Source organism: Bradyrhizobium sp. BLXBL-01, from assembly GCF_051853025.1.
Lineage (GTDB): Bacteria > Pseudomonadota > Alphaproteobacteria > Rhizobiales > Xanthobacteraceae > Bradyrhizobium.
The window spans coordinates 1,816,857-1,836,904 of the sequence record NZ_CP182471.1 but is presented as its reverse complement, the minus strand read 5'-3'; the positions used below and the strand labels follow the sequence as shown (position 1 = coordinate 1,836,904).

Sequence of the window (20,048 nt, the reverse complement as noted above, 5' to 3'; positions counted from 1 at the left end):
ATTACACTCCCCTTTGATCGATGAGGCCTTGCGGCCGACACTTGACGAAAACGATAGCAAGTACGAAGACGAGCACATCGGCGACGACCGGTGCCACAGCCCATGGCAGCGCCGCGCTGACAGCGCCGATGATCCCAGCGCCTGCTACTGGTCCGATGAAGGAGCCGACCCCACCAACCATGACCGCAACAAATCCCTGGATCAGAAAACGAATTCCGAGATCGGCAAATAGATCGAAAACGGGCACAATAAGCGCACCGGCGAGCCCCGCTAGCGCTGCACCGAAGGCAAAAGTAGCGCCATAGATGAACGTCGTCGAAACGCCAGATGCGCGCGCCAGAGCCGGGTTTTCAAGTGTCGCCCGAACGCGGAGGCCGAAGCTCGTGCGCGACAGCAGCAGATAGCAGGCTCCCAACACCAAGCCCGTGATCACGAGGATCGTAAAGCGCCAGGCCGAGATGTGCATGGTGGCGATACCGATAGATCCGCCAATTGGCTCCGGAACCGTCAGATACAAGCCGCCAATGAGGCCACGCACCGTCTCTCGGATGACGAGGCCGAGCGCATAAGTGCCGAGCATCGCCACGATGGGTGCCGCATAGAACCGGCGGATCATGAGCGCTTCGAGCACAAAGCCCAGCAATCCGACGAGAATAGGTGCGGCAGCCATACCGACCCACACCGGCAGACCATGATGATAGGCGAGATAAGTAATGTAGGCACCGAGCAACACGAACTCGCCTTGGGCAAAATTGAAGATGCCCATCATGCTCGCGATGACTCCGAGGCCCAGCACGATCAAGACCATGATCGCGCTGAAGCTCAGAATGTCGAATGCCGCCATGAATGTGTTAGTCATATAGATCCATCCGCGCGCCAGCGCAGCTCGCCTTACATCTTCTTCCAGTCACCTATTTGTTCGAAGGCATGGGCGGCACGGTAGATCGTGGATTCCTCGAAGTAACGACCGACGAGCATCAGGCCGACTGGCAATCCGTCGACCATTCCGCAGGGCAGTGACATGGCTGGATGATGCGTAATGTCGAACGGCGCGGTATTGGTGAACATTTCGATCGCGCGAGTGAAGTAATCCTCGCGGCTGGCATTGGAAGGCGGCAGCGGCGTTGCCTTCATCGGTGTCGTCGGCATGAGCAGGAGATCGTAACTCTCGAGGGCCTTGTCGTATGCTGCAGCGAGCCGGCGTGAGATGTTGAGCGCCTTGCCGTAAAAGCGGGATCCAAAGGTGTTGTTGATATAGGTGCCGAGCAGCAGGAACAGCTTGGTCGTCTCGGACAACGAATCCGCCTGCCGCCGCCAACCGCGATGGAAATCCATGAGCGACGTTGGATATAGATCGCCTCGGCTGACACCATAGCCGTCGCCGTACATCATGGTCTGGACCGCGCCCTCAGTTCCGATCGGCGTCCAGATCGCCGCTCCCAACAGATGCATCGGAATCGAGACGGTCTCAACGGTCGCACCGAGATCCTTAAAGCGCTTGGCCGCCTCCCGCACGCACTCATTGACAGAAGCCTCCGCCGAAGGCTGCTCGAATCCTTCCTTAAGGATGCCGATCCTCATTCCTTTGATGCCGGCACCCAACGCTTTGGTGTATTCATCCACCTTTGGTGCCTTGATGCGCGAATCGTAGCCGTCGTCGCCTGCAATCACCTCCAGCAGCAGCGCGTTATCGGCTACTGTCGCCGTGATCGGTCCGGTGTGATCGATAAAGACCTCAATCGGCATGATTCCCGTGTAGGGAACGAGACCCCAGGTCGGCTTCATACCGTATGTGCCGCAAAACGAAGACGGCATGCGGATCGAGCCGCCTTGGTCGCCGCCGATCGCCATGTCGACCTCGCCGAGCGCGACCACAACCCCACTTCCGGAGGAGGAACCGCCGGCCGAATAGCCCTTCTTGTGTGGGTTGTGTACCGGGCCGGTTGCATTGGTGTGGCTACCGCCGGAGAGACAAAACGCCTCGCAGTGAACCTTGCCCACTATTTCCGCGCCAGCATCGAGCATGCGCGTCACGATCGTGGCATCGAAATCGGGTACGTAGCCTTCAAGGGTGGCACAGCCATTCATCATAGGCACCCCGGCCAACATGATGTTGTCCTTCAAGGCAACCGTCTTGCCTTTCAACTTTCCGCTGGCGGCCCCCTGGATGGTGGTCTTGCGGTACCAAGCGTTGCGCGGATTTTCGTCCGAAGATGGCCTATAGCCAGGGGTCCGTGGATATTTGACCGCCGGCAATTCGTCGGGCATCGCAGCGACGAGATTGTACGATTCGAGCGTGCCCTGCATCAGCCCCCGGAAGGAGGCAACGTCTTCATCGGTCAGCGAGAGACCACACTGTTGGGCGATGCTGCGAAGCTGGATGGGGGTTGGAAGGGCGACTGACATGGGCTTTCCTAAAAATTTATCCTGGTATTTAGACGTGCCGCCTATCGATTATTCTACGATGGCCGCGTCCCCGCCATTCTGAGGAGCAAGTGCATCCGCCACAAAGAGGGCGCGCAAAGGGATGTGAGTAATATTGGGTAAAGCAGCTCGCACTCATCCATTGCTCGTGCAGAGCATTGCGGAGCTGCCGGGCCGTCAAGCCTTGCCGCTTCCTGTCTCGGTTAGCGCGAGCGTCTTGTTTTTCGATCGAGCGGCCGGACGAGCAAGCCAGCGCGATCAGCTTAGAGTTGCAGTGTGGCAGCCATCTGACAGAGCCCAATGCACTCCCAAGCTCCCCACCCCGGCTCGTTGACCTTGACTAACAAGCTCCACCGCAGGAAGAACCTGATGTGCTCCAAAGGGTGAGTAAATGTGGCAAGCAGAAAGATATTTATTCAAGTCCCTTCGGCCCGCCTCCAAGTGCGGGGGGCGGTGCCGGTGCTACGCTTGAACTCGCGACTGAAGTGATAGACGTCGCAGAAGCCGCAGCGTTCAGCGATAGTCCCGAGGCGTGCATCAGTTTCCAAGAGTAGCCTTTGTGCCATCATAATACGCTCTCGGATCAGCCAGCGCCTCGGGTTGATCTGCAAATACTTTTGGAATAGGCGCCGCGTTTGTCCGGGGCTGAGACCGGTGACGGAGGCCAGCTCATCGGCATGCCAAGGTCGCTCTGGCGCGTGCTGCATCTCTGAGACGATGGCGCGCAATGGGGCGGGAAGACGAGATTCACCGTGCCTGGGTGAAGGCGCTGCTATCAAGTGCAACAGCTCCGACACTATGTGATTGAGAGCCATATCGACGTTATCATCTCTCGCGCGCAAGACATCAAACAACTCATCGAACCATCGTTCAATCTCGCTCGGCTTCAAGATCGTCGTGAGGGTTGGGCCGTCGCCGAACACCTTGCGCCGAATGGCCGCACAATTGGGTCCATCGATCCGCACCCATAGAACTGTCCAGGGATCGCTCTCATCTGGCCAGTGCGCATGCGGGGTCTCGTTGGCGATCCACATCAACTGATTGCGGACAACACTTAATGTCCTCCCCTCGCTGGATACGAAACCACGACCCGCTTTGCAGAACAGAATGTCTTGGCCCGGATAGCTATCTCGCGCGATACGATGGTCCGGGGCAGTGATAGCTTTACCAGCTCGTAGTACCGTAAAAGCGCAGCGAATCCACGCGACGTCAGGAACGACGTACTGATGGCTCTCAGGAAAAAGCGTGCGCTGCAACAACTTTGACATGCGCGTTTTATATAAATTCAAGCGTGCTTTGTCCATTTCCGCCGGCGAATTTCACATTTAGCCTGGCCAATAACGAAGAACAAGAACTTGCAGCCGCATTCCTGGACGCACGTTTTGTATCCTTTTAAGTTCGCTGCGAGGATTCACGGAGGAGACGGTGCTGACACTCACCGGCCCCACACTGCGCCGGCACGATGAGCTTCTGATATTCCCGAGCTCATACGGCGCCGACGTTTGAGCGCTGACTTCAAGCATCATTTTAGGGGAGGACTTGATGACAAAGCCAAGAATCACCGTCGTCGGCAGCTTCGCAGTGGGGCTTACCATTCGCGCTCCAAACATTCCGGTCTTCGGCGTCACGATGCTGGGCAGCAGTTTCGATATGGGTCCTGGCGGCAAAGGATCGAATCAAGCAGTTGCGACTGCGCGATTAGGCGCAGAGTCATCATTGGTCGCCATCATTGGCAAAGACAAGTTCGCCGATATCGCGACAGACCTCTACAAGTCCGAGGGCGTGGACGCCGCCTATGTCAAGCAAATCGACGAAAGTCCCACGGCTGTTGGCTTCATCATCCTCAACGACCGGGGCGAGAACTTTATCATCATGGACTATGGTGCCACGAACGCTATGAATCCGGATTTTGTGGATCGTGCCGAGAGCCGCATTCGGGAAAGCGACGTCGTGATGGCGGTCCTCGAGCCTCCGGTCGACGTCGCAATGCGCGCCATGGAGCTGGGCCGAAAGCACGGCAAGAAAACTATTCTTAATCCAGCTCCTGCGGCGCCGCTTCCGGATGAGATTTTCAAGTTCATCGACTATCTTACGCCAAATGAGAGCGAACTTCGTATTTTGTTGGGCCTCAGGCCGGACGATCCGCGGCCCTCGCGGGAGCTCGTCGAGTTGCTGCGCAAGCGGGGCGCCTCCAATGTAGTTGTAACACTTGGCGACCGCGGCGTGCTCATTGTCACTGACACGATCGACACAGCAATCCCGGCCGCCGAAGTCGAGGTCGTGGATACGACCGGCGCTGGCGATGCGTTTAACTCAGGCTTCGCTGTGGCTCTGGCTGAAGGCAAGGACGTGATCGAGGCCGCACGTTTTGGGATTTGCTGCGGCGCTCTCGTCTGCACCAAACTCGGGGTTATTCCCGGTATGGCGACGCGCAGGGCTGCCGAGGACATGTACCGCAAAATTTTCGCCCCGCGTTGATGAGGAGCCGGATGGCTGATCAGACAGCTTCCGACTGCCCTGTTGGCTTCGACCACGTAAGCGTCGGCAATCGCGAAGTTCGAAGCGGTAGCAAAGCAGATGCGGAACGCCGGGCACCGTCCCTTTTGCAAGAACCTAGCGAGTTGATTAGCAAGATGCCGCGAATTTACGATTGGACGGCGCGCGAGGCTGAGCGCACAGTGACGGTGGCCGACCTCCGCACGGCCCGAAAAGCGGGCAAACGCTACACGCAAGTAACCGCTGATACGGCGGACGAGGCGGCGGCGGCGGAAGAAGCCGGTATCGAGATGCTGGTGACCCGCGCCCCCAACGTGGCGGCCGTGCGCGCCGGCTCGAAGCGACTTTTCATCACCGCAGCGCTCGGCTTTACCGATGCCGCAACACAGGACGATATCTTACGCACCGCATTGAAGGCGCTGACCGACGGTGCAGATGCGGTGATCACCGCACGCGGCATGGCGACTGTCGCCATGCTGGCGGCGGAGGACATTCCGGTGATGGGTCACCTGGGGCTTGTTCCAAGGAAATCGACCTGGGTGGGAAAGCTTCGCGCTTTCGGCAAGAACGCGGACGAAGCGTTGGAGCTTTTCAGTCGCTTCCGCCGTCTTGAGGACGCCGGTGCGTTCGCGGTGGAATGCGAGCTCGTTCCTGCGCGTGTCATGGCCGCAATCCAGCCACGGACGGGCCTAGTCACGGTTTCGCTGGGTTCTGGACCGAGTGCGGACGTCATCTTTCTGTTCACCGCCGACATCTGCGGCGAAGAAGAGCGGCGCCCTCGGCATGCGAGGGCCTACGGAGATCTTCGCGCGCTACGGCAGCGCATCAAGCAGGATCGCGTCAACGCCCTTCGCGCCTTTCGGACGGACGTTGAAGCGAACTCGTTCCCCGGATCTTCCGAGGTCGCCGCGATTGGAGACGACGAGTACGGGGCATTCATGACGGCACTCGAGGAGACGCCCCGGTAGGGCCTCCCTTCGCTAGCCCAACTGTTCGTTCTAAGCTCTGAAATATCTCTTCTAAGGAGGCATCTGTGGATGACGCCCTGTTCGGTAAGAGGGACAAGCGCGGACACTGGACACCCAACAAGAAGCTGAAGCGAGCGCCGCTCTTTGTATGGCCTACGCAACCGCTGAAGCTTCTACGATTCTTATTTGGCTATCCGGGATACCTTTGGCCTTGGAACGCACTTTATTGCGCGGTCGCCGCTATCTCGTGGCTCTATCTCACACCCGCGCTCGAGACAATGCGGGATTTCCGTTGGCAGTGGATCGCTCTCATCTTCCTCCGGAACGCAGGACTGACGGTCCTGCTCTACGGCGGATTCCACACTGTCCTCTACATCCAGCGTCGGCAACAGAAGCAGTTCAAATACAATGCCAAATGGCCCGACATCGAAAATCCGACGTTCTTGTTCGGTAACCAGACCGCCGAGAACGTTTTCTACACGCTGGGCGCCGGGGTGCCGATCTGGTCTGCCGTTGAAGCGGTGACGTGGTGGGGATACGCGAATGGCTACATGCCATGGGTCGCGTTTGCCACCCATCCCGTCTACTTCATCGTGCTTCTCATGCTTGTTCCAGCTTGGCGAGAACTGCATTTCTACCTCATCCATCGCCTGCTCCACATGGGGCCTCTTTACCACTGGATCCATAAGATTCACCACAACAACGTCAATCCGGGACCCTGGTCTGGCCTCTCCATGCACCCGGTCGAATCTCTATTTTACTTCACGGGAGTATTGATCCATCTGGTCGTGCCATCACACCCGCTGCATTCAATGTTCCAGCTCATACACGCCGGATTATCACCCGCGAAATCCCATGTTGGCTTTGACCGCATGTATCTCGACGACGAACATGCCGTCGATACCGACAACTACTATCACTACTTGCATCACAAGTACTTCGAGGTGAACTACGGCGAGAAGCGCATCCCTCTGGACGAGTGGTTTGGTACTTTCCATGACGGCTCGCCAGAGGCCGACGAGGCTCTCACCAAGCGTATCAAGGCCAAGAAGTGGGCCCGTGGATAAGGGTAGCGAATGGGAGAACCGCGATTTGCCCTCCACTCTAAGTTCAGGAATAGGGGAAAAGACATGGTGACGACCACAGGTGAATGGGTGGCGGCTTGTCCGGCCGAGGCGGTGCGGCCGGAAGAGGCGCTCCGTTGGGACCATGCAGGAGCGAGTTTTGCGATCGTTCGGTCGCCTGACGGCGCCTACTTTGCGATCGATGGTCACTGCACCCATGAGAAGATCCACCTGGCGGATGGCATCGTCGATGGAAATATTATCGAATGCCCCAAGCACTTCGGGACCTTTGACTACCGGACCGGTGCGGCCCGGACGCTTCCAGCTTGCATCGACCTGCGCAGCTACGAGGTGAAGGTCGAGAACGGCACCGTTTTCGTCAAAATCTAAGCGGACCAAATACGCGGAAATGCGGCACGATGTCAAAGCGGAGTTTGCTTATACTCCAGTCACTCTGGGCAATGGAACGGCGCCAGCCCGACGGAATCGAGCGTTCGATCGACCATAACATCGCGATGATCCAGGAGGCCGGGTTCGATGGCATCAGCACCTCCTGTACCGATCCTGCGCAGGTTGCCCTGGTTGCGCGCGCCTTGGCCGGCTCGGGGCTTGCCGTCGAGGGCGTGTGCTTTCCGCAGACGATCGACCACTTGAAAAACGCCATTGATCTGGCTCGGGATCTCGACGTCCTGCATCTCAACGTCCAACCGGACATCCGCCCGCGCCGTCTCGCCGACTGTATCCCGCTGCTGGAGGGCTGGATCAGGGTGGCGCAGGATGCGGGGATGCCGATCTACTTCGAAACGCATCGCAACAGGATGACGACGGATCTTCTCTTTACGCTCGACCTGCTGGATCTGGTCCCAGAGATGCGATTGCTTGCTGATCTCTCGCACTTCTTGGTGGGCCGCGAATTCTGGTATCCGATCTCAGACGAAGACGAAGCCCTGGTGCGCCAAGTACTCGACCGCACCTGGGCATTTCATGGCCGCGTTGCGTCCCGCGAGCAGATACAGGTCGAGATTACATTTCCCCAACACAAGATGTGGCTCGATCTGTTCCTTCGGTGGTGGAAATACGGATTTAAGAGCTGGCAACGGCGCACTCATGCGGACGCCTGTCTGTCTTTCACATGCGAACTCGGCCCGCAGCCTTATGCAATCACCGATCGCGATGGTAAAGACACCACGGACCGTTGGCAGGAAGCTCTCCTACTCAAATCACTGGTGCGCAATCTTTTTGAGGAAGCGATAAACGATGAGCGGCCGCCGGCCGGAAATGGATTAGTCGCGTGAGTGATCAATCGGCAATCGTGATCGTTGGGGCGGGTGAGGCCGGAACGGCCGCTGCTGTCGCTCTGCGGCAGGCAGGCTGGCGAGGCATGGTGGTCCTTGTCGGCAATGAAACAATGCTTCCGTATGAGCGCCCACCTTTATCGAAGGGGGTCCTGATCGACGAGATCAACCCTGGGCCAAAGTTGATTGTGACATCGGAACGGTTTGCCGAGCTAGAGATCGACTATCGCCAGGGGAGTGAAGCGGTTTCAATTGATCGCGCGGCGAACATGGTCGGGCTCTCAGACGGATCAGGGATAGCGTACCACCGGCTCCTGCTGGCGACGGGAGCCCGACCTCGAAAACTGCTGGTCCCTGTCGCCGAAGGAGTGAAGGTGGCGACATTGCGGACGTATGAAGACGCCGCGCGCATCCGCCGGGCGATCGGTCAGGGATGCAAGGTTGTCGTGATCGGCGGCGGATTCATCGGGCTTGAGGTTGCCGTGAGCGCGGTCTTAAGAGGTGCGTTGGTCACGATACTTGAAGCAGGACCGCGGCTGCTGACACGGGCGGTGCCGGCTCCGATGGCCGAAATGATCAGAGCCAAGCATGAGCGAGCTGGCGTACGCATCGAGACAAGTGCCACTGTCGAGCGCATCGATTTCAGCGAAGGAAGGTCCAACGTGGTGATGGCCGGTGGTCGCTCGTATGAGGCTGACCTGGTGATCGTAGGGATCGGAGCAACGCCGAATGTCGACCTTGCGCAAGCTGCCGGACTGGCGGTCGACGATGGGATCTTGGTGGACGAGACGCTCGCAAGTTCGGATCCGAACGTTTTCGCGGCGGGGGATTGCTGTTCGTTTCCACATCGCCTCTACCGAAAGCGGGTCAGGCTGGAGGCATGGCGCAATGCCCAGCGGCAAGGTGCGGCGGCCGCGGCAAACATGATGGGCGAGAACCGCCCTTACGAAGACGTCCCCTGGTTTTGGTCAGATCAATACGACGAGACACTGCAAATCGTCGGCCTCTCTCCTGAGGGACAAGCGCCAGTCATCAGAGATCTCCGCCCAAAGGGCCAGATCGCGTTTTACCTAGCCGCCGACAGACGCCTCGTGGCCGCATGCGGATTTGGCAGCCTGAGCTCCGTAGCGAGAGAGATACGCTTCGCCGAGATGATGATCAGCAGGCGGCTTAGCCCCGCGGTAGAGGCTCTCGCGGACCCCGCCATAAGCCTGAAGACTCTGGTGGTCTAGGAATTCAGCGTTCGGCACGGCATAAGAGTTAATTCTGAGGATCCCAGAAGGAAGTCGACGCCCGGAAGCGCTTGCCTTGCGAGGAAGCGGCGCCGCTTCGGAGCCCACCACGCTGAAGATAGTCGCATCGGACGAAAACCAATCCTGCTTTGGCCTCTCATGTTGCGCAAATGCGGAAGAAAGGACAACGATAGCGGGCGCAAATTCAGGCTCCCTGCCGCGCAGATGCGCAACAGGCATCCCAGCCTTGGCTCTTCTGAGGAATTCAGGGCAGGTTGGTCCTGTTCGCACTTCAGATCTCATAGACAAATGTGCATTTGGGGCGATCGGCCAAAGGCGAACCGCCCAAGCGCGCCGCGATGGTGCGGCGCGCCCCGCTTCATTCGAAGCGCCTAGTCCCCGACGTAGACGCCGCCCCGCTTCTTAGCTATCACATACACCGCGATGCTGAGCAGTGCGACGGCCGTGCCGTAGACCGGAAACATCCAAGAGAGATTGGAGCGCTGAAGCCATAGCAGCAGGAATGGCGTTGTACCGCCGAAAATCGTCGCTCCGGCAGCGTAACCTAAGGCAACGCCGGTTGTCCGAACGGTTCTCGGCATCAAGGTTGTGGCAATGAAATTGTATAGCGCCATGTTGCAGCCGACCAGCGTGCCACCCACAAGCATGATAGCGGAATAGACCACAATGTTCTTCTCGACGTAGAGCAGCGGCAAGAAGAACGAGGGGATGAGCAGTAGCCGCATCATGACAAAAGCGCGGGAGGGCCGGATCTTGTCCGCGAAGGCACCGATCGCTGGCGAGAAAATCATCCAGATAGCCCCCATGAGAGTCACGATGCCGTACACGTAGGTGCTGTTCTCCTTGAAAACGCCGTTAGCGATGTTGGGCAGGCCGAAGTTGTAGGTATAGTTGGCGAGTTGCACGCTTCCGACAACCAGAATTGCCGCGAGCAGCGAAAGGCGCGCCTTCCAGAGCGCCCTCCAAACTCCTCCGGTCGTATCCTGAATACGCGAGCCTTCGTCCTCATGATGCATGGCACGGGCAATCAGAGTTTCCGGAAGGGTCCGGCGAAGATAGATGATCAGCAAACCGAGAACGCCACCAACGCCGAACGGAACGCGCCAAGCCCAATCCTTCATGACTTCAGGACTGACGGCAGCGCTGACGAGGAAGGCGACTAAGCTCGCTCCAATTGAGCCTACCATGATAAAAGTACCGTTGATTAAACCGAGGTATCGCCCCTCCTGGCCGGGCGGAGCCAATTCGATCGCGATCGCATTTGCGACGCCAGCCTCTGCGCCGACGGCCAAGCCTTGGACCAATCGGAGAGTGACCAGTATGATCGTGGCGGTGATACCAAGGTCTTTGTAGCTGGGCAGCAGTGCGATCAGGAGCGAAGAAAGCGCCATCGCCGACACGGCGACCATCATCACCGTCTTATGACTGATGCGATCCGCGATGGGACCGAGAATTGCTGCACCGATAGGACGAGCTGCGAAGCCTGCTCCGAAAACTGCGAGCCCTGCGAGCAGAGATACGACTGGATCGGTAGCCGGGAAGAAGTGCGGAGACAGGAACGCCGCCATGAAGCCGTATAGTTGCCAATCATAGAACTCGAGAGCGACGCCGCCGCCAAGGCCAATCGTCATCGACCTTGTTGCAACGGGCTTTTCCAGTTCAATGGCGTTATCGTTGGCGCTATAATCGAAAGCTTGTATAGAGGCTTGCATCGATGCTGCTTCCAGTTGTCAGAATGAATTGAAAAGGCTCATTGAAGAGCCGGATGCGAGCCGAGCGGTCATCGAGCGTCGGCGACGTTTGCTATGGCCGTGGAGGCGCATTCCGCGCGCCGTACCATCGCTCCTGACAATTTTTAGAAGTTTCCAGCGCGATCAAGGCGCATTCGGAAATCCAAAAAGCATGGGCTGCTGCAGGCCCCTCGCCCAAAGTCATTATTCCTCTCCCTCTACTCACGCGCTTTGCGCGTCGCGTCGCCTTATTTTTTGTTGGCGGCCCCTTGCAGCGTCTGCTGCACGTCCGCTGTAGGAAATCCGGGAACGGAGTTCGCTCTCACGGTCTTCGAGGGCCGTGCGATCCATTGCCGACCAATCGACGTCCGAGCACACCACGCATATAGCCCAATGTCAAGATTGAAATATACCAATACGGAATTGATACATCCCATCTCCATCTTTCTTATCGGCGGATAGCGGGGCCAAATGCTCGACGCAACGTACAAGGCTCTGATTTTATTGGGCTAAGTCGCGAATTGCTTGAGCGCCGAGCGGGTTTCTGGCTGTCTCGAGGTATCACCGGCGCTGCGCACGCCTATTTCCGGAAAAATGCTCCCCTTCCAGGCAACGACATGATCGCGTTCGCTCACATCCGCTGGACTAGCACCCGCTCCATCTCAAACGATCGTATGTCTTGCCACGGACTGGCAGTCGCGTTCTCGCGGGCCGCGGTGCTGGTCGGTCGATGGCGTGAGTCGGAGTTGCGAAGTCGGCGAGACCGTCTCGGCAAGTACACGTTCGCGAAGCCGATGAACGAGAAGTCAAACTGCGAGCCGGAGGGTACAGATCAGGATGGTGTGCGAGAGTTACTGGCGCCAGCGGGCATATCGCCCATTTCGCGGACAAGACGGGGAGCTCGGCGCTCGAACCAGGGCAGCCCACTGAAGCGCTTATTGTCCCCGATAGTTCGGCGAACGCTTCTCGAAGAATGCGTCCATCCCTTCCTGCTGATCGGCGGTCGTGAAGGCGACCCGGATGGCTTGGCGCTCGAACTCCAGGCCAGCCTCCAGAGGTGTCTGGTAGGCAGCCAGCACCGCCGCTTTCGCGAGCTCGACCGAACGTGGCGGCTTTTCCGCGATCATACCGGCAATCTCGACCGCCCTCGCCGTCGCCAAACCGGTTGGTACGATGTCCGCAACGAGCCCGGCCAGCAGCGCGGTTTGGGCCGAGATGGGTTGGCCGCTGAGGACCATCAACATCGCCAAAGATTTTCCCGCCACGCGTGTCAGGCGCTGCGTTCCCCCGTCACCCGGAATGACGCCAATGTTAACCTCCGGTTGTCCGAACCGAGCGCCATCGCCCGCCACAATGATGTCGGCGAGCATTGCGAGTTCGTTCCCGCCCCCGAAGCAAATGCCCTCGACAGCCGCTATGATCGGCTTGACGCAATTCGTGATGTCCCTCCAGTCGTTTCGCCTGGCCGGATTGTTGATGGCCTCGAATCCGCGCTGCTGCATCTCCTTGATGTCAGCACCGGCGCAGAAGAACGCCTCGCCGCCCGTAAGAACGATACAACGGATGTCCTCATCGGCGACTGCGGCTCGGCAAGCGCCCGCGATCGCGGCGATGAGCTCGTTGCTCAGTGCGTTGCGCTTCGCGGGTCGATTCATTTTCAACTGTCGCACATGCGGAGACGGCGTTGTCGCGATGACGAGGTCGGAGATAGTCATTTTGCGTACTCGGACTCGAATTGAACTTTTATTTGGGGCCCTACTGAAAGGACCTGCCAGGATCAACCAAAGGCCTTTTTTCTGCGCGCCTCTGCGATGGCCTCAACACTGAACCCGAACGAGGAGAGAATCTCGTCAGTGGCGGCGCCAATCGGCGCCGGATGAATGCGCACCCCGGGCGGAGTTCGCGACAGACGCACTGGAAGGCCGACGAGAGGCACGGTCCCGCGGCCCGGCACTTCTACGTCCCACATGATACCGTTGTGCGCGGTCTGCTCCTGAGCGATCGCGTCGGCAATTTCATTGACGGGCATGCAGAGCAGATCGACTTCCGACAGCTTTCGTACCACTTCTTCCGTCGTGAGCGCCGCAATCGCCTCTTCACAATGTGTCTTGACGACCGAAAGATGCTCAACCTGTCCACTCAGCGTCGAAAGCTCCGGCCGCATGCTGATGTCCGGCAGTCCGAGAGCCTTGCACATGAGGCCCAGCGGGTTATCCCGAAACAACATGACCACGGACACCCAACCGTCGAATGTCCTGAAGAAGATCGATTGCTTGATCCAATTGGTCTTCGTGCCGTAGATGCTCTCGCTCGCTATCTCGCAAAGCTGCATCGCGAGCGCCACGTCGTACAGGCAGGTCGAGACGACCTGGCCGCGGCCGGAAGTCTGCCGCTCGATGAGAGCAGCGAGCACTCCCTGTACAAGAGACATGGCCGCGCCGTAGTCGACGATGGGCGAATTGGTCAGGTGAGGCGGGTCGTTCTCTTCCAGCCCGCCGCGCGCCATTCCGCTGAAAGCCTGAGCCAACATATCCTGTCCTGGTCTATCGGCCAGAGGTCCAGTCTCGCCGAAGCCGAAGCCCGCGGCGTACACCAATCCCGGATTGCGGGCGCTCAGTTCGGCGTAGCCTAGACCCAGGCGCTCCATGACACCCGGCCGGAAGTTATGCAGGAGCACATCGGCCTTATCGACCAACTGAAGCAGAATCTCCTTCGCGGCCGGGTTCTTAAGATCCAACGACAGCAACCGCTTATTGCGCCCCATCGCAGCATAGTAAGAACTCATGCCGCCCACCCGCGTAGCCTCGAAGTCGAGACCGCGGGTGATGTCGCCCTGCGGCCGCTCCACTTTGATGACGTCTGCTCCGAGATCACCCAGAACCTGGCAGGCAAGCGGAACCTGCATCACCATCCCCACTTCCAGCACGACGATGCCATTCAGGGCACCCACCTTGGCGGTGACCGGTCTGCCATTGGGTTGAGCATTCACTGTGGGATCCTCTCTTAGGACGGGTTCTTGGGCATCTTGCTGGCTGTCCGCAACGCTACTGCACATCTTTGAACCGGTCAATCATTAGATCATCTCAATTACGCATTGATATATCTCAATTTATATGAAATCAGAATTGCAAGCGAATGTGACTACCGCCCGAGGCCCCTCTCGCAATGCCCCTCCTCCGACATGGATCCCAATCAGATGACTTTGAATTACATCGCCGGTGAATGGACCGCCGCAGCGGATGCTGTACCCAACGTGAATCCCTCAGACACGAACGACATTCTTGGGGACTATGCACATGCCTCGCTCCTCGACACTGAACGAGCCATCGACGCCGCATCCAGAGCGTTCCGAAACTGGTCACGCTCGAGCATCCAAACCAGGCACGACTGCTTGAACGCCATCGCGACTGAGATCCTCTCCCGCAAGGAAGAGCTTGGGCGTCTGCTCTCTCGTGAGGAAGGCAAGACGCTGCTGGAGGGAGTAGGAGAAGTCACGCGTGCCGGACAGATATTCCAGTTCTTCGCCGGTGAATGTCTGCGCCTGGCAGGTGAGAAAGTACCCTCGATCCGCGCCGGCGTGGACGTCGAAATTACGCGGGAGCCGTTGGGCGTGATCGGGCTCATCACGCCTTGGAATTTCCCGATCGCAATTCCTGCCTGGAAAATCGCTCCTGCTCTGGCTTACGGAAACACGGTCATATTCAAGCCCGCGGAACTAGTGCCGGGATCGGCGCATAAGTTGGCCGAAATCATCGCACACTCGGGAATCCCCTCAGGAGTATTCAACCTCGTGATGGGGCGTGGCTCGATTATCGGCGAGGCGATGCTGAAAAGTTCTGAGATCGCGGCCATCTCATTCACGGGTTCGGTCGCGACAGGAAAGCACGTCGCCCAAGCATGCACGGCCTCCGATCCAATGAAGAAAGTTCAACTCGAGATGGGCGGCAAGAATCCCATGATCGTGCTGGACGACGCCGAAATCGACGTTGCCGTCGAATGTGCGGTGAACAGCTCCTTCTTCGCGACCGGCCAGCGTTGCACCGCCTCCTCTCGCCTGATCGTAACCGACGGCATCCGCGACGCTTTTGTTGCTGCCATGACGAAACGCATGACATCTCTGGTCGTGGATGACGCATGTAAGGTCGGGACGCATATCGGTCCGGTCGTCGATCAACGCCAACTTGACCAAGATCTACGCTACATCCGCCTTGGTCAGGATGAAGGGGCCAGGCTGGTCACCGGAGGCGAGTTACTGAAACGGGAGACGCCCGGCTTCTACTTGTCTCCCGCGCTCTTCACGGAAGTTGACAACCGAATGCGTATCGCTCGCGAGGAGATCTTCGGGCCGGTGGCGACGGTGATCCGTGCTAAAAACTATGAAGAAGCTCTCGAAATCGCAAACGATACACCGTTCGGGCTGTCGTCCGGCATCTGTACGACAAGCTTGAAATATGCGAGCCATTTCAAGCGCAATGCTCAGGCTGGGATGATCATGGTGAACCTGCCGACAGCGGGCGTTGATTATCACGTACCGTTCGGCGGTAGAAAGGGCTCATCCTATGGACCGCGCGAGCAAGGGCGCTACGCCGCTGAATTCTATACGACCGTGAAGACGTCCTATTCCTTCGAGGAGACCGCCTGAACCATCGCGATCGCGACAAAGCGATCGGACCGGGATGCGCCCTCGCATTCCGGCTTCAGATGATGGACATGTCCGCTTCGTGGCTGACCTCAAGCGCACCGGCCAACTGCCGCAAGGCCCATTCGAGCTCTTCGAGCCGGTCCGGAACGCCAATAGAGATCCGCAAACCGGAGATCAGCGTCGGATCGACCAGGAGAGCGGACGTGGGTGTGGTGATCACGCCACGCTGCAGCGCCCGTGCGGAGACCTGTTCGACGGATCCGCTGGGAAGATCGAGCCAGACATGGAAGCTTGTCGGGTGACCGGCACGGACGTACGGGCGCAGAATCTGCGAGGCAAGCTTGACCCTCTTTTTCGCTTCCTGGATCAGGGACTGACGAACCTTCGCTGCCGTGCCGTTTTCGATCCACTCCGAAGCGATCATGGATGAGATCGGGGAAGCCATCCAGCAAGTCGCCCGCATGGCTTGATGAATGCGGGGAATGTATTGCTCCGGGACGATCAGCATGCCGAGCCTGAGGCCGGGCGCGAGGCATTTGGAAAGCGTGTTGACGTAGAATGTCCGCTCCGGCGCTAGAGACGCAAGCGGAACGCTAGCCTGGTCGAGAAAGCCATAGGCATCGTCTTCGATGATAAGGATATCGTGCTTGCGCGCGATCCGAACGATTTCCTGCCGACGCGCTGGCCCCATGATCGCGGCGGTCGAGCTCTGCACGGTCGGCATCGTAAACAGCACGCGCGCGGCGCGGGATGCTGCTGCCTTCTCGAATGCGTCCGGAACGAGACCCTCCTCATCCATAGGAAGCCCGACGAGATCGAGCCTCGCGAAATGAGCGTAGGACTTCATGCCGTGATAGGTGGTTGCCTCGACGAATACCTTGTCTCCGGGCTGGCAGATAGCGCTCAGAGTAAGAGAGATACCGTGCAGCGCGCCGTTGGTGATAACAAGATTATCAGGCGACGTGTCGAAGCCGGTCTCGCGCAACAACCGGGCAAATTGAATGCGGTGGTCTAGAACGCCTGATTGCGAAAGGTAGCCGACGTAATCCGAAATTTCGTTCGGAAAGGTCCAAGTGCTGCCGGCAAGGACCTTCGGCAGGATAGAAGGACCCGGTATGTTCAGACTGAGGTCGGCGACCCGCCCGCGCGACTGAGAGTTTTGTCGTTGTTCCGCGACGAACGTCCCTCGGCCTACGTGACCAATCAGCAAACTCCTTCGTTGCCCCTCCGCATATGCCTTGATCACGGTACCCACGCTGAGACCGAGACGCTCGGCCAAGTCGCGTTGCGTCGGAAGCTTCGTCCCGCTCGCAAGGCTCCCCGACGAAATGTCCTTTTCGATCGCCTCAAGCAGACGGAGAAAGGCTGGGGCCTTGCCGGGTTGTATTTCGGGGTACCATTTTTGCATTATAGTCTGTCATCCTAGGGCACTTCGACGTCGCAAGACCAGCCCGCAATCCGGATTTGGACGAGAAACCATTGATTTTCAACAGGTTTGCGACAACCGGCCGACCGGCGCATCCCGATTGAAGTGGCAGGCACGTCCGATCGCCCCACCATACCCCCTACAAGACCTTAACCGAAACGAGTTCGGTCTTTTCGTCGGCGATCATCCGATTGCGAAGCGGGCGACCGAACGCCTCAGCTTCCACCTCGAAGATGTCGCCGCTCTGCGGTATCATTCCCGAAGCGAAACTCAAGACGCTCGCGCCGAAGAAGTGCACATGGACATCGCCGGGGCGACGGAACTGATGATATTTGAAGTGATGATGCTCAAGGTTGCCTATCGAGTGGGACATGTTCTCCTCCCCAGAGACGAATCGTCCGGACCAAACTGTCGAGCCAGACCGCTTCACGCGGACGCTACCATTCACTTCATTCGGCAGCGGACCGAGTAGGACCTCAGGGCCGTACGAGCACTGCCGCAACTTCGAATGGGCAAGATAGAGGTAGTTGCGCTGCTCCATAACGTGATCGGAATACTCGTTGCCGAGACTGAAGCCGACGCGCAACACCTCTCCTTGATCTCCGATGATGTAGAGGCCCACGATCTCCGCTTCGTCTCCACCATCTTCAGCCCACGACGGCAGTCCTAACGCATGTTCAGGAGGCACCGCCCATGATCCGTCGCCCTTGTACGCCCACTCGGGCTGTACCCCGATGGTGCCGGGGCTCGGCTTGCCGCCATCAAGGCCGAGCTTGAACATCCGCATCGTATCGGAGAGATCGGCCGCAGCCAATTTCGCGTGCATGGCATCCCGCGACTCGGCGCTTCCGAGATGGGTAAGGCCCGTCACCGAAATGAGGCAGCGGGAAGGCTCCACATGATCGAGCGGCAGCAACAATCTTTGATCGGCGATCAGTGCATCGTAGTCGACTTCTCCATCAAACCCGCGTGCCAAAACAAGATGCTCCAAAGACGCACTCCCGCGCGCGGCTTCGAGAGCGAGTTCGCGGACGCTCGCTGCATTCCTGACCACGAGCGGCGGGGCGCCATTCTCAAGGATGGCGCCCACCTGCCGACGTCCCTCAGCAGTCTTAAATTGAATCAACCTCATGACCGGACTCCTAGACATCGGACGGCTGCAGGCGGCCGCTAAGGATGAGCAGCGCCTCGAACAGGTAGTAGCTGCCGAAGATAAGTTCGGCGTTGTTGATGAAATCCTCGCGGCGCGAATCTTCTCTTTTGTTGAAGCAGCCCTCCACCAACATGCCGACGGGCCTTCTGTCTTCAGGGCGCACCGGCGTCAGAAAGCCGCCCACGAGCGCAGTCGCTGCCTTCTCCGCAGCGTCTCGGTATTTCCGACGCTGACCCTCGGACGGCACGATTGAGCTCAATTTCAGCAAAGTCGATGTCATGAACGCGGTAGCAGCAGTGTCACGCTCGGTGTTGGGAGCCGCCGGATCGTCAAAATCCCAGTACGAAACGCCGTCGGCGGGGGCGTGGTCGATCCACCAATCCGCTCCCTTCACCGCCGCGGCAAGGAAGCTTTCGTCAATGCCGCCCGAAAGGCAACTAATCGTGGCTCCCAAGACGCCCCATGCCTGTGCCCTCGCCCAGACGCTGTTCGCGCTGTAACCCTTATGAGTGTAGCGCTCCAGAAGTTCTCCGGTTTTCGGGTCCAGTTTTGAGGATTGGATGAAGGCGCCGTCCTCGCGTTGATGAAGCGAAAGCACCCTTGCTGTGTGACGCTTAGCAATATCCTTGGTCTCAAGATCACCGGATTGCCGCGCCGCCCAGAACAGCAGCAGGGAAACTACGAGGCTGTCGATGCTGCTCGCGGTCTGGCCGACCTGCGAGCCCTCTTCTGCCTTGGCTCCCAAGGGAACCAAACCGAGCGACGGATTGAAACGTCGCTTGAGGTCGGACGCCGCGGCGAGCCCCAATGCGCGAGCCGACTCGCTTCCCGCAAGCAGGGAACCCAGTCCTGCGCCGTAATAGAAAGTCGCCCCTTTGAAGGCCGTATCGTCGGTAATTCGCGGAGCCAGGCGCGCGCAAACCGTCTCAGCTAGACGGCGATATCGCGCACCGCCCTCCTCCCGGGAAACCAGCCATAGCATCCCGAGCCAATAACCACCCGTCCAGTCACCATTTTCGGTCGTCCGCCATATCCCGGTATGGGGATCGGCCCAGTGCGGGAAACCCTCGTTTACTTGCCTGATCGTCCCCTCGATGCGTTCTCTCATCAGGTTGACGGCCTCATCCCAGCTTCTTTGCATTCGCGTCCTCTTGATTTGTCTGCGCAGGCCTTAAGGAGCCACACGGCAATCCCACCTTGCACGATGTTTTGAGCTAGTTCAATCACAATTGAGATATCTCATATCGTTGGCGACGTGAATTTCACTAGCAACAATTTTGAGAGACCCGTCAGAGGCTTGTCCGGCGCACGAACGCCCGCCTCACCAAGCGGCAAGAGGGGATGTTTAGGCGTTGAGGTTGATCGGCAGTCCGCCCCTCGACAGTGTTCGTCCATCTTGCGGCTGATGGCACCGACCTCAATTCTTAGAAATCGGCATAGACTCGGCAGGACATGCCTGGCCTCCGCAGTGTTGAGACGGGATCAAGTTGGATGAAGAGGCGGCCGACTGCGGTAATTTTCCTAAAGGCAGCTCAAGAGTAGTCTTGGCGCAGCTGCGGATCGGTATTGCCCCGGTTGTGCGAACGCACTCCGTACC

General features: G+C 58.6%; 16 protein-coding genes. 7 read left to right on the top strand and 9 right to left on the bottom strand.

The annotated features are described in order from the left end of the window. Nucleotide 1: 1 nt before the first annotated feature. From ACNJYA_RS08460 to ACNJYA_RS08450, 3 genes are all read right to left on the bottom strand, one after another. The gene (locus tag ACNJYA_RS08460; RefSeq protein WP_439402478.1) at nt 2-859 is read right to left on the bottom strand and encodes a branched-chain amino acid ABC transporter permease; all 858 of its coding nucleotides are present in this window, start codon (nt 857-859) and stop codon (nt 2-4) included. Between the two features lie 32 nt (nt 860-891). After that, a complete protein-coding gene (locus tag ACNJYA_RS08455; RefSeq protein ID WP_439402477.1) occupies nt 892-2,406 on the bottom strand; it encodes an amidase in 1,515 nt (504 codons plus the stop codon). A 434-nt stretch (nt 2,407-2,840) separates the two neighbouring features. Next, nucleotides 2,841-3,692: a helix-turn-helix domain-containing protein gene (locus ACNJYA_RS08450; protein ID WP_439402476.1), complete on the bottom strand. Its 852-nt coding sequence runs from the start codon at nt 3,690-3,692 to the stop codon at nt 2,841-2,843. Between the two features lie 274 nt (nt 3,693-3,966). Between ACNJYA_RS08450 and ACNJYA_RS08445 the strand changes: the two genes are divergently transcribed. The 6 genes from ACNJYA_RS08445 to ACNJYA_RS08420 all read left to right on the top strand — a co-directional run bounded on the left by ACNJYA_RS08445 (nt 3,967) and on the right by ACNJYA_RS08420 (nt 9,479). Continuing rightward, nucleotides 3,967-4,902, top strand: coding sequence for a ribokinase (locus tag ACNJYA_RS08445; RefSeq protein WP_439402475.1), 936 nt, complete (start codon nt 3,967-3,969; stop codon nt 4,900-4,902). Between the two features lie 11 nt (nt 4,903-4,913). After that, entirely contained in the window at nt 4,914-5,888 is a 975-nt protein-coding gene (locus ACNJYA_RS08440) for a 3-methyl-2-oxobutanoate hydroxymethyltransferase (protein ID WP_439402474.1), read from the top strand. 65 nt (nt 5,889-5,953) lie between these two features. Then, entirely contained in the window at nt 5,954-6,955 is a 1,002-nt protein-coding gene (locus ACNJYA_RS08435) for a sterol desaturase family protein (protein WP_271596548.1), read from the top strand. A gap of 63 nt (nt 6,956-7,018) precedes the next feature. Continuing rightward, complete coding sequence (locus tag ACNJYA_RS08430) at nt 7,019-7,342, top strand: MocE family 2Fe-2S type ferredoxin (protein ID WP_271596549.1); 324 nt, start codon at nt 7,019-7,021, stop codon at nt 7,340-7,342. A gap of 71 nt (nt 7,343-7,413) precedes the next feature. Next, a complete protein-coding gene (locus ACNJYA_RS08425) occupies nt 7,414-8,247 on the top strand; it encodes a sugar phosphate isomerase/epimerase family protein (protein ID WP_439402473.1) in 834 nt (277 codons plus the stop codon). Further along, on the top strand, nt 8,244-9,479 hold the full coding sequence (locus ACNJYA_RS08420; protein WP_439402472.1) for an NAD(P)/FAD-dependent oxidoreductase: 1,236 nt from the start codon (nt 8,244-8,246) through the stop codon (nt 9,477-9,479). Before ACNJYA_RS08425 ends, ACNJYA_RS08420 begins: the two co-directional genes overlap by 4 nt. A gap of 392 nt (nt 9,480-9,871) precedes the next feature. On the opposite strand, the gene ACNJYA_RS08415 is transcribed toward ACNJYA_RS08420, so the two are convergent. The 3 genes from ACNJYA_RS08415 to ACNJYA_RS08405 all read right to left on the bottom strand — a co-directional run bounded on the left by ACNJYA_RS08415 (nt 9,872) and on the right by ACNJYA_RS08405 (nt 14,219). Next, the gene (locus tag ACNJYA_RS08415) at nt 9,872-11,212 is read right to left on the bottom strand and encodes an MFS transporter (RefSeq protein WP_439402471.1); all 1,341 of its coding nucleotides are present in this window, start codon (nt 11,210-11,212) and stop codon (nt 9,872-9,874) included. A 953-nt stretch (nt 11,213-12,165) separates the two neighbouring features. Continuing rightward, nucleotides 12,166-12,945 (bottom strand): enoyl-CoA hydratase-related protein, encoded by a 780-nt coding sequence (locus ACNJYA_RS08410; RefSeq protein WP_439402470.1) that lies wholly within the window; start codon nt 12,943-12,945, stop codon nt 12,166-12,168. A gap of 62 nt (nt 12,946-13,007) precedes the next feature. Continuing rightward, nucleotides 13,008-14,219 (bottom strand): CaiB/BaiF CoA transferase family protein, encoded by a 1,212-nt coding sequence (locus ACNJYA_RS08405; protein WP_439402469.1) that lies wholly within the window; start codon nt 14,217-14,219, stop codon nt 13,008-13,010. Nucleotides 14,220-14,426: 207 nt separating this feature from the next. Between ACNJYA_RS08405 and ACNJYA_RS08400 the strand changes: the two genes are divergently transcribed. After that, a complete protein-coding gene (locus ACNJYA_RS08400) occupies nt 14,427-15,872 on the top strand; it encodes an aldehyde dehydrogenase family protein (protein WP_439402468.1) in 1,446 nt (481 codons plus the stop codon). A gap of 55 nt (nt 15,873-15,927) precedes the next feature. On the opposite strand, the gene ACNJYA_RS08395 is transcribed toward ACNJYA_RS08400, so the two are convergent. The 3 genes from ACNJYA_RS08395 to ACNJYA_RS08385 all read right to left on the bottom strand — a co-directional run bounded on the left by ACNJYA_RS08395 (nt 15,928) and on the right by ACNJYA_RS08385 (nt 19,592). Next, nucleotides 15,928-17,280, bottom strand: coding sequence for a PLP-dependent aminotransferase family protein (locus ACNJYA_RS08395; RefSeq protein WP_439402467.1), 1,353 nt, complete (start codon nt 17,278-17,280; stop codon nt 15,928-15,930). A 157-nt stretch (nt 17,281-17,437) separates the two neighbouring features. Beyond that, nucleotides 17,438-18,430 carry an AraD1 family protein gene (gene araD1, locus ACNJYA_RS08390; RefSeq protein ID WP_439402466.1) on the bottom strand — a complete coding sequence of 331 codons (993 nt, stop codon included), beginning with the start codon at nt 18,428-18,430 and terminating at the stop codon, nt 17,438-17,440. A gap of 10 nt (nt 18,431-18,440) precedes the next feature. Then, entirely contained in the window at nt 18,441-19,592 is a 1,152-nt protein-coding gene (locus tag ACNJYA_RS08385) for a hypothetical protein (RefSeq protein ID WP_439402465.1), read from the bottom strand. Between the last annotated feature and the right edge of the window lie 456 nt (nt 19,593-20,048).

Coding starts and splice junctions, on each gene's coding strand:
- ACNJYA_RS08445 (WP_439402475.1), top strand. CDS start 3,967: ATGACAAAGCCAAGAATCACCGTCGTCGGCAGCTTCGCAGTGGGGCTT.
- ACNJYA_RS08400 (WP_439402468.1), top strand. CDS start 14,427: ATGACTTTGAATTACATCGCCGGTGAATGGACCGCCGCAGCGGATGCT.
- ACNJYA_RS08460 (WP_439402478.1), bottom strand. CDS start 859: ATGACTAACACATTCATGGCGGCATTCGACATTCTGAGCTTCAGCGCG.
- ACNJYA_RS08450 (WP_439402476.1), bottom strand. CDS start 3,692: ATGTCAAAGTTGTTGCAGCGCACGCTTTTTCCTGAGAGCCATCAGTAC.
- ACNJYA_RS08455 (WP_439402477.1), bottom strand. CDS start 2,406: ATGTCAGTCGCCCTTCCAACCCCCATCCAGCTTCGCAGCATCGCCCAA.
- ACNJYA_RS08430 (WP_271596549.1), top strand. CDS start 7,019: ATGGTGACGACCACAGGTGAATGGGTGGCGGCTTGTCCGGCCGAGGCG.
- ACNJYA_RS08410 (WP_439402470.1), bottom strand. CDS start 12,945: ATGACTATCTCCGACCTCGTCATCGCGACAACGCCGTCTCCGCATGTG.
- araD1 (WP_439402466.1), bottom strand. CDS start 18,430: ATGAGGTTGATTCAATTTAAGACTGCTGAGGGACGTCGGCAGGTGGGC.
- ACNJYA_RS08395 (WP_439402467.1), bottom strand. CDS start 17,280: ATGCAAAAATGGTACCCCGAAATACAACCCGGCAAGGCCCCAGCCTTT.
- ACNJYA_RS08440 (WP_439402474.1), top strand. CDS start 4,914: ATGGCTGATCAGACAGCTTCCGACTGCCCTGTTGGCTTCGACCACGTA.
- ACNJYA_RS08385 (WP_439402465.1), bottom strand. CDS start 19,592: ATGCAAAGAAGCTGGGATGAGGCCGTCAACCTGATGAGAGAACGCATC.
- ACNJYA_RS08415 (WP_439402471.1), bottom strand. CDS start 11,212: ATGCAAGCCTCTATACAAGCTTTCGATTATAGCGCCAACGATAACGCC.
- ACNJYA_RS08425 (WP_439402473.1), top strand. CDS start 7,414: ATGGAACGGCGCCAGCCCGACGGAATCGAGCGTTCGATCGACCATAAC.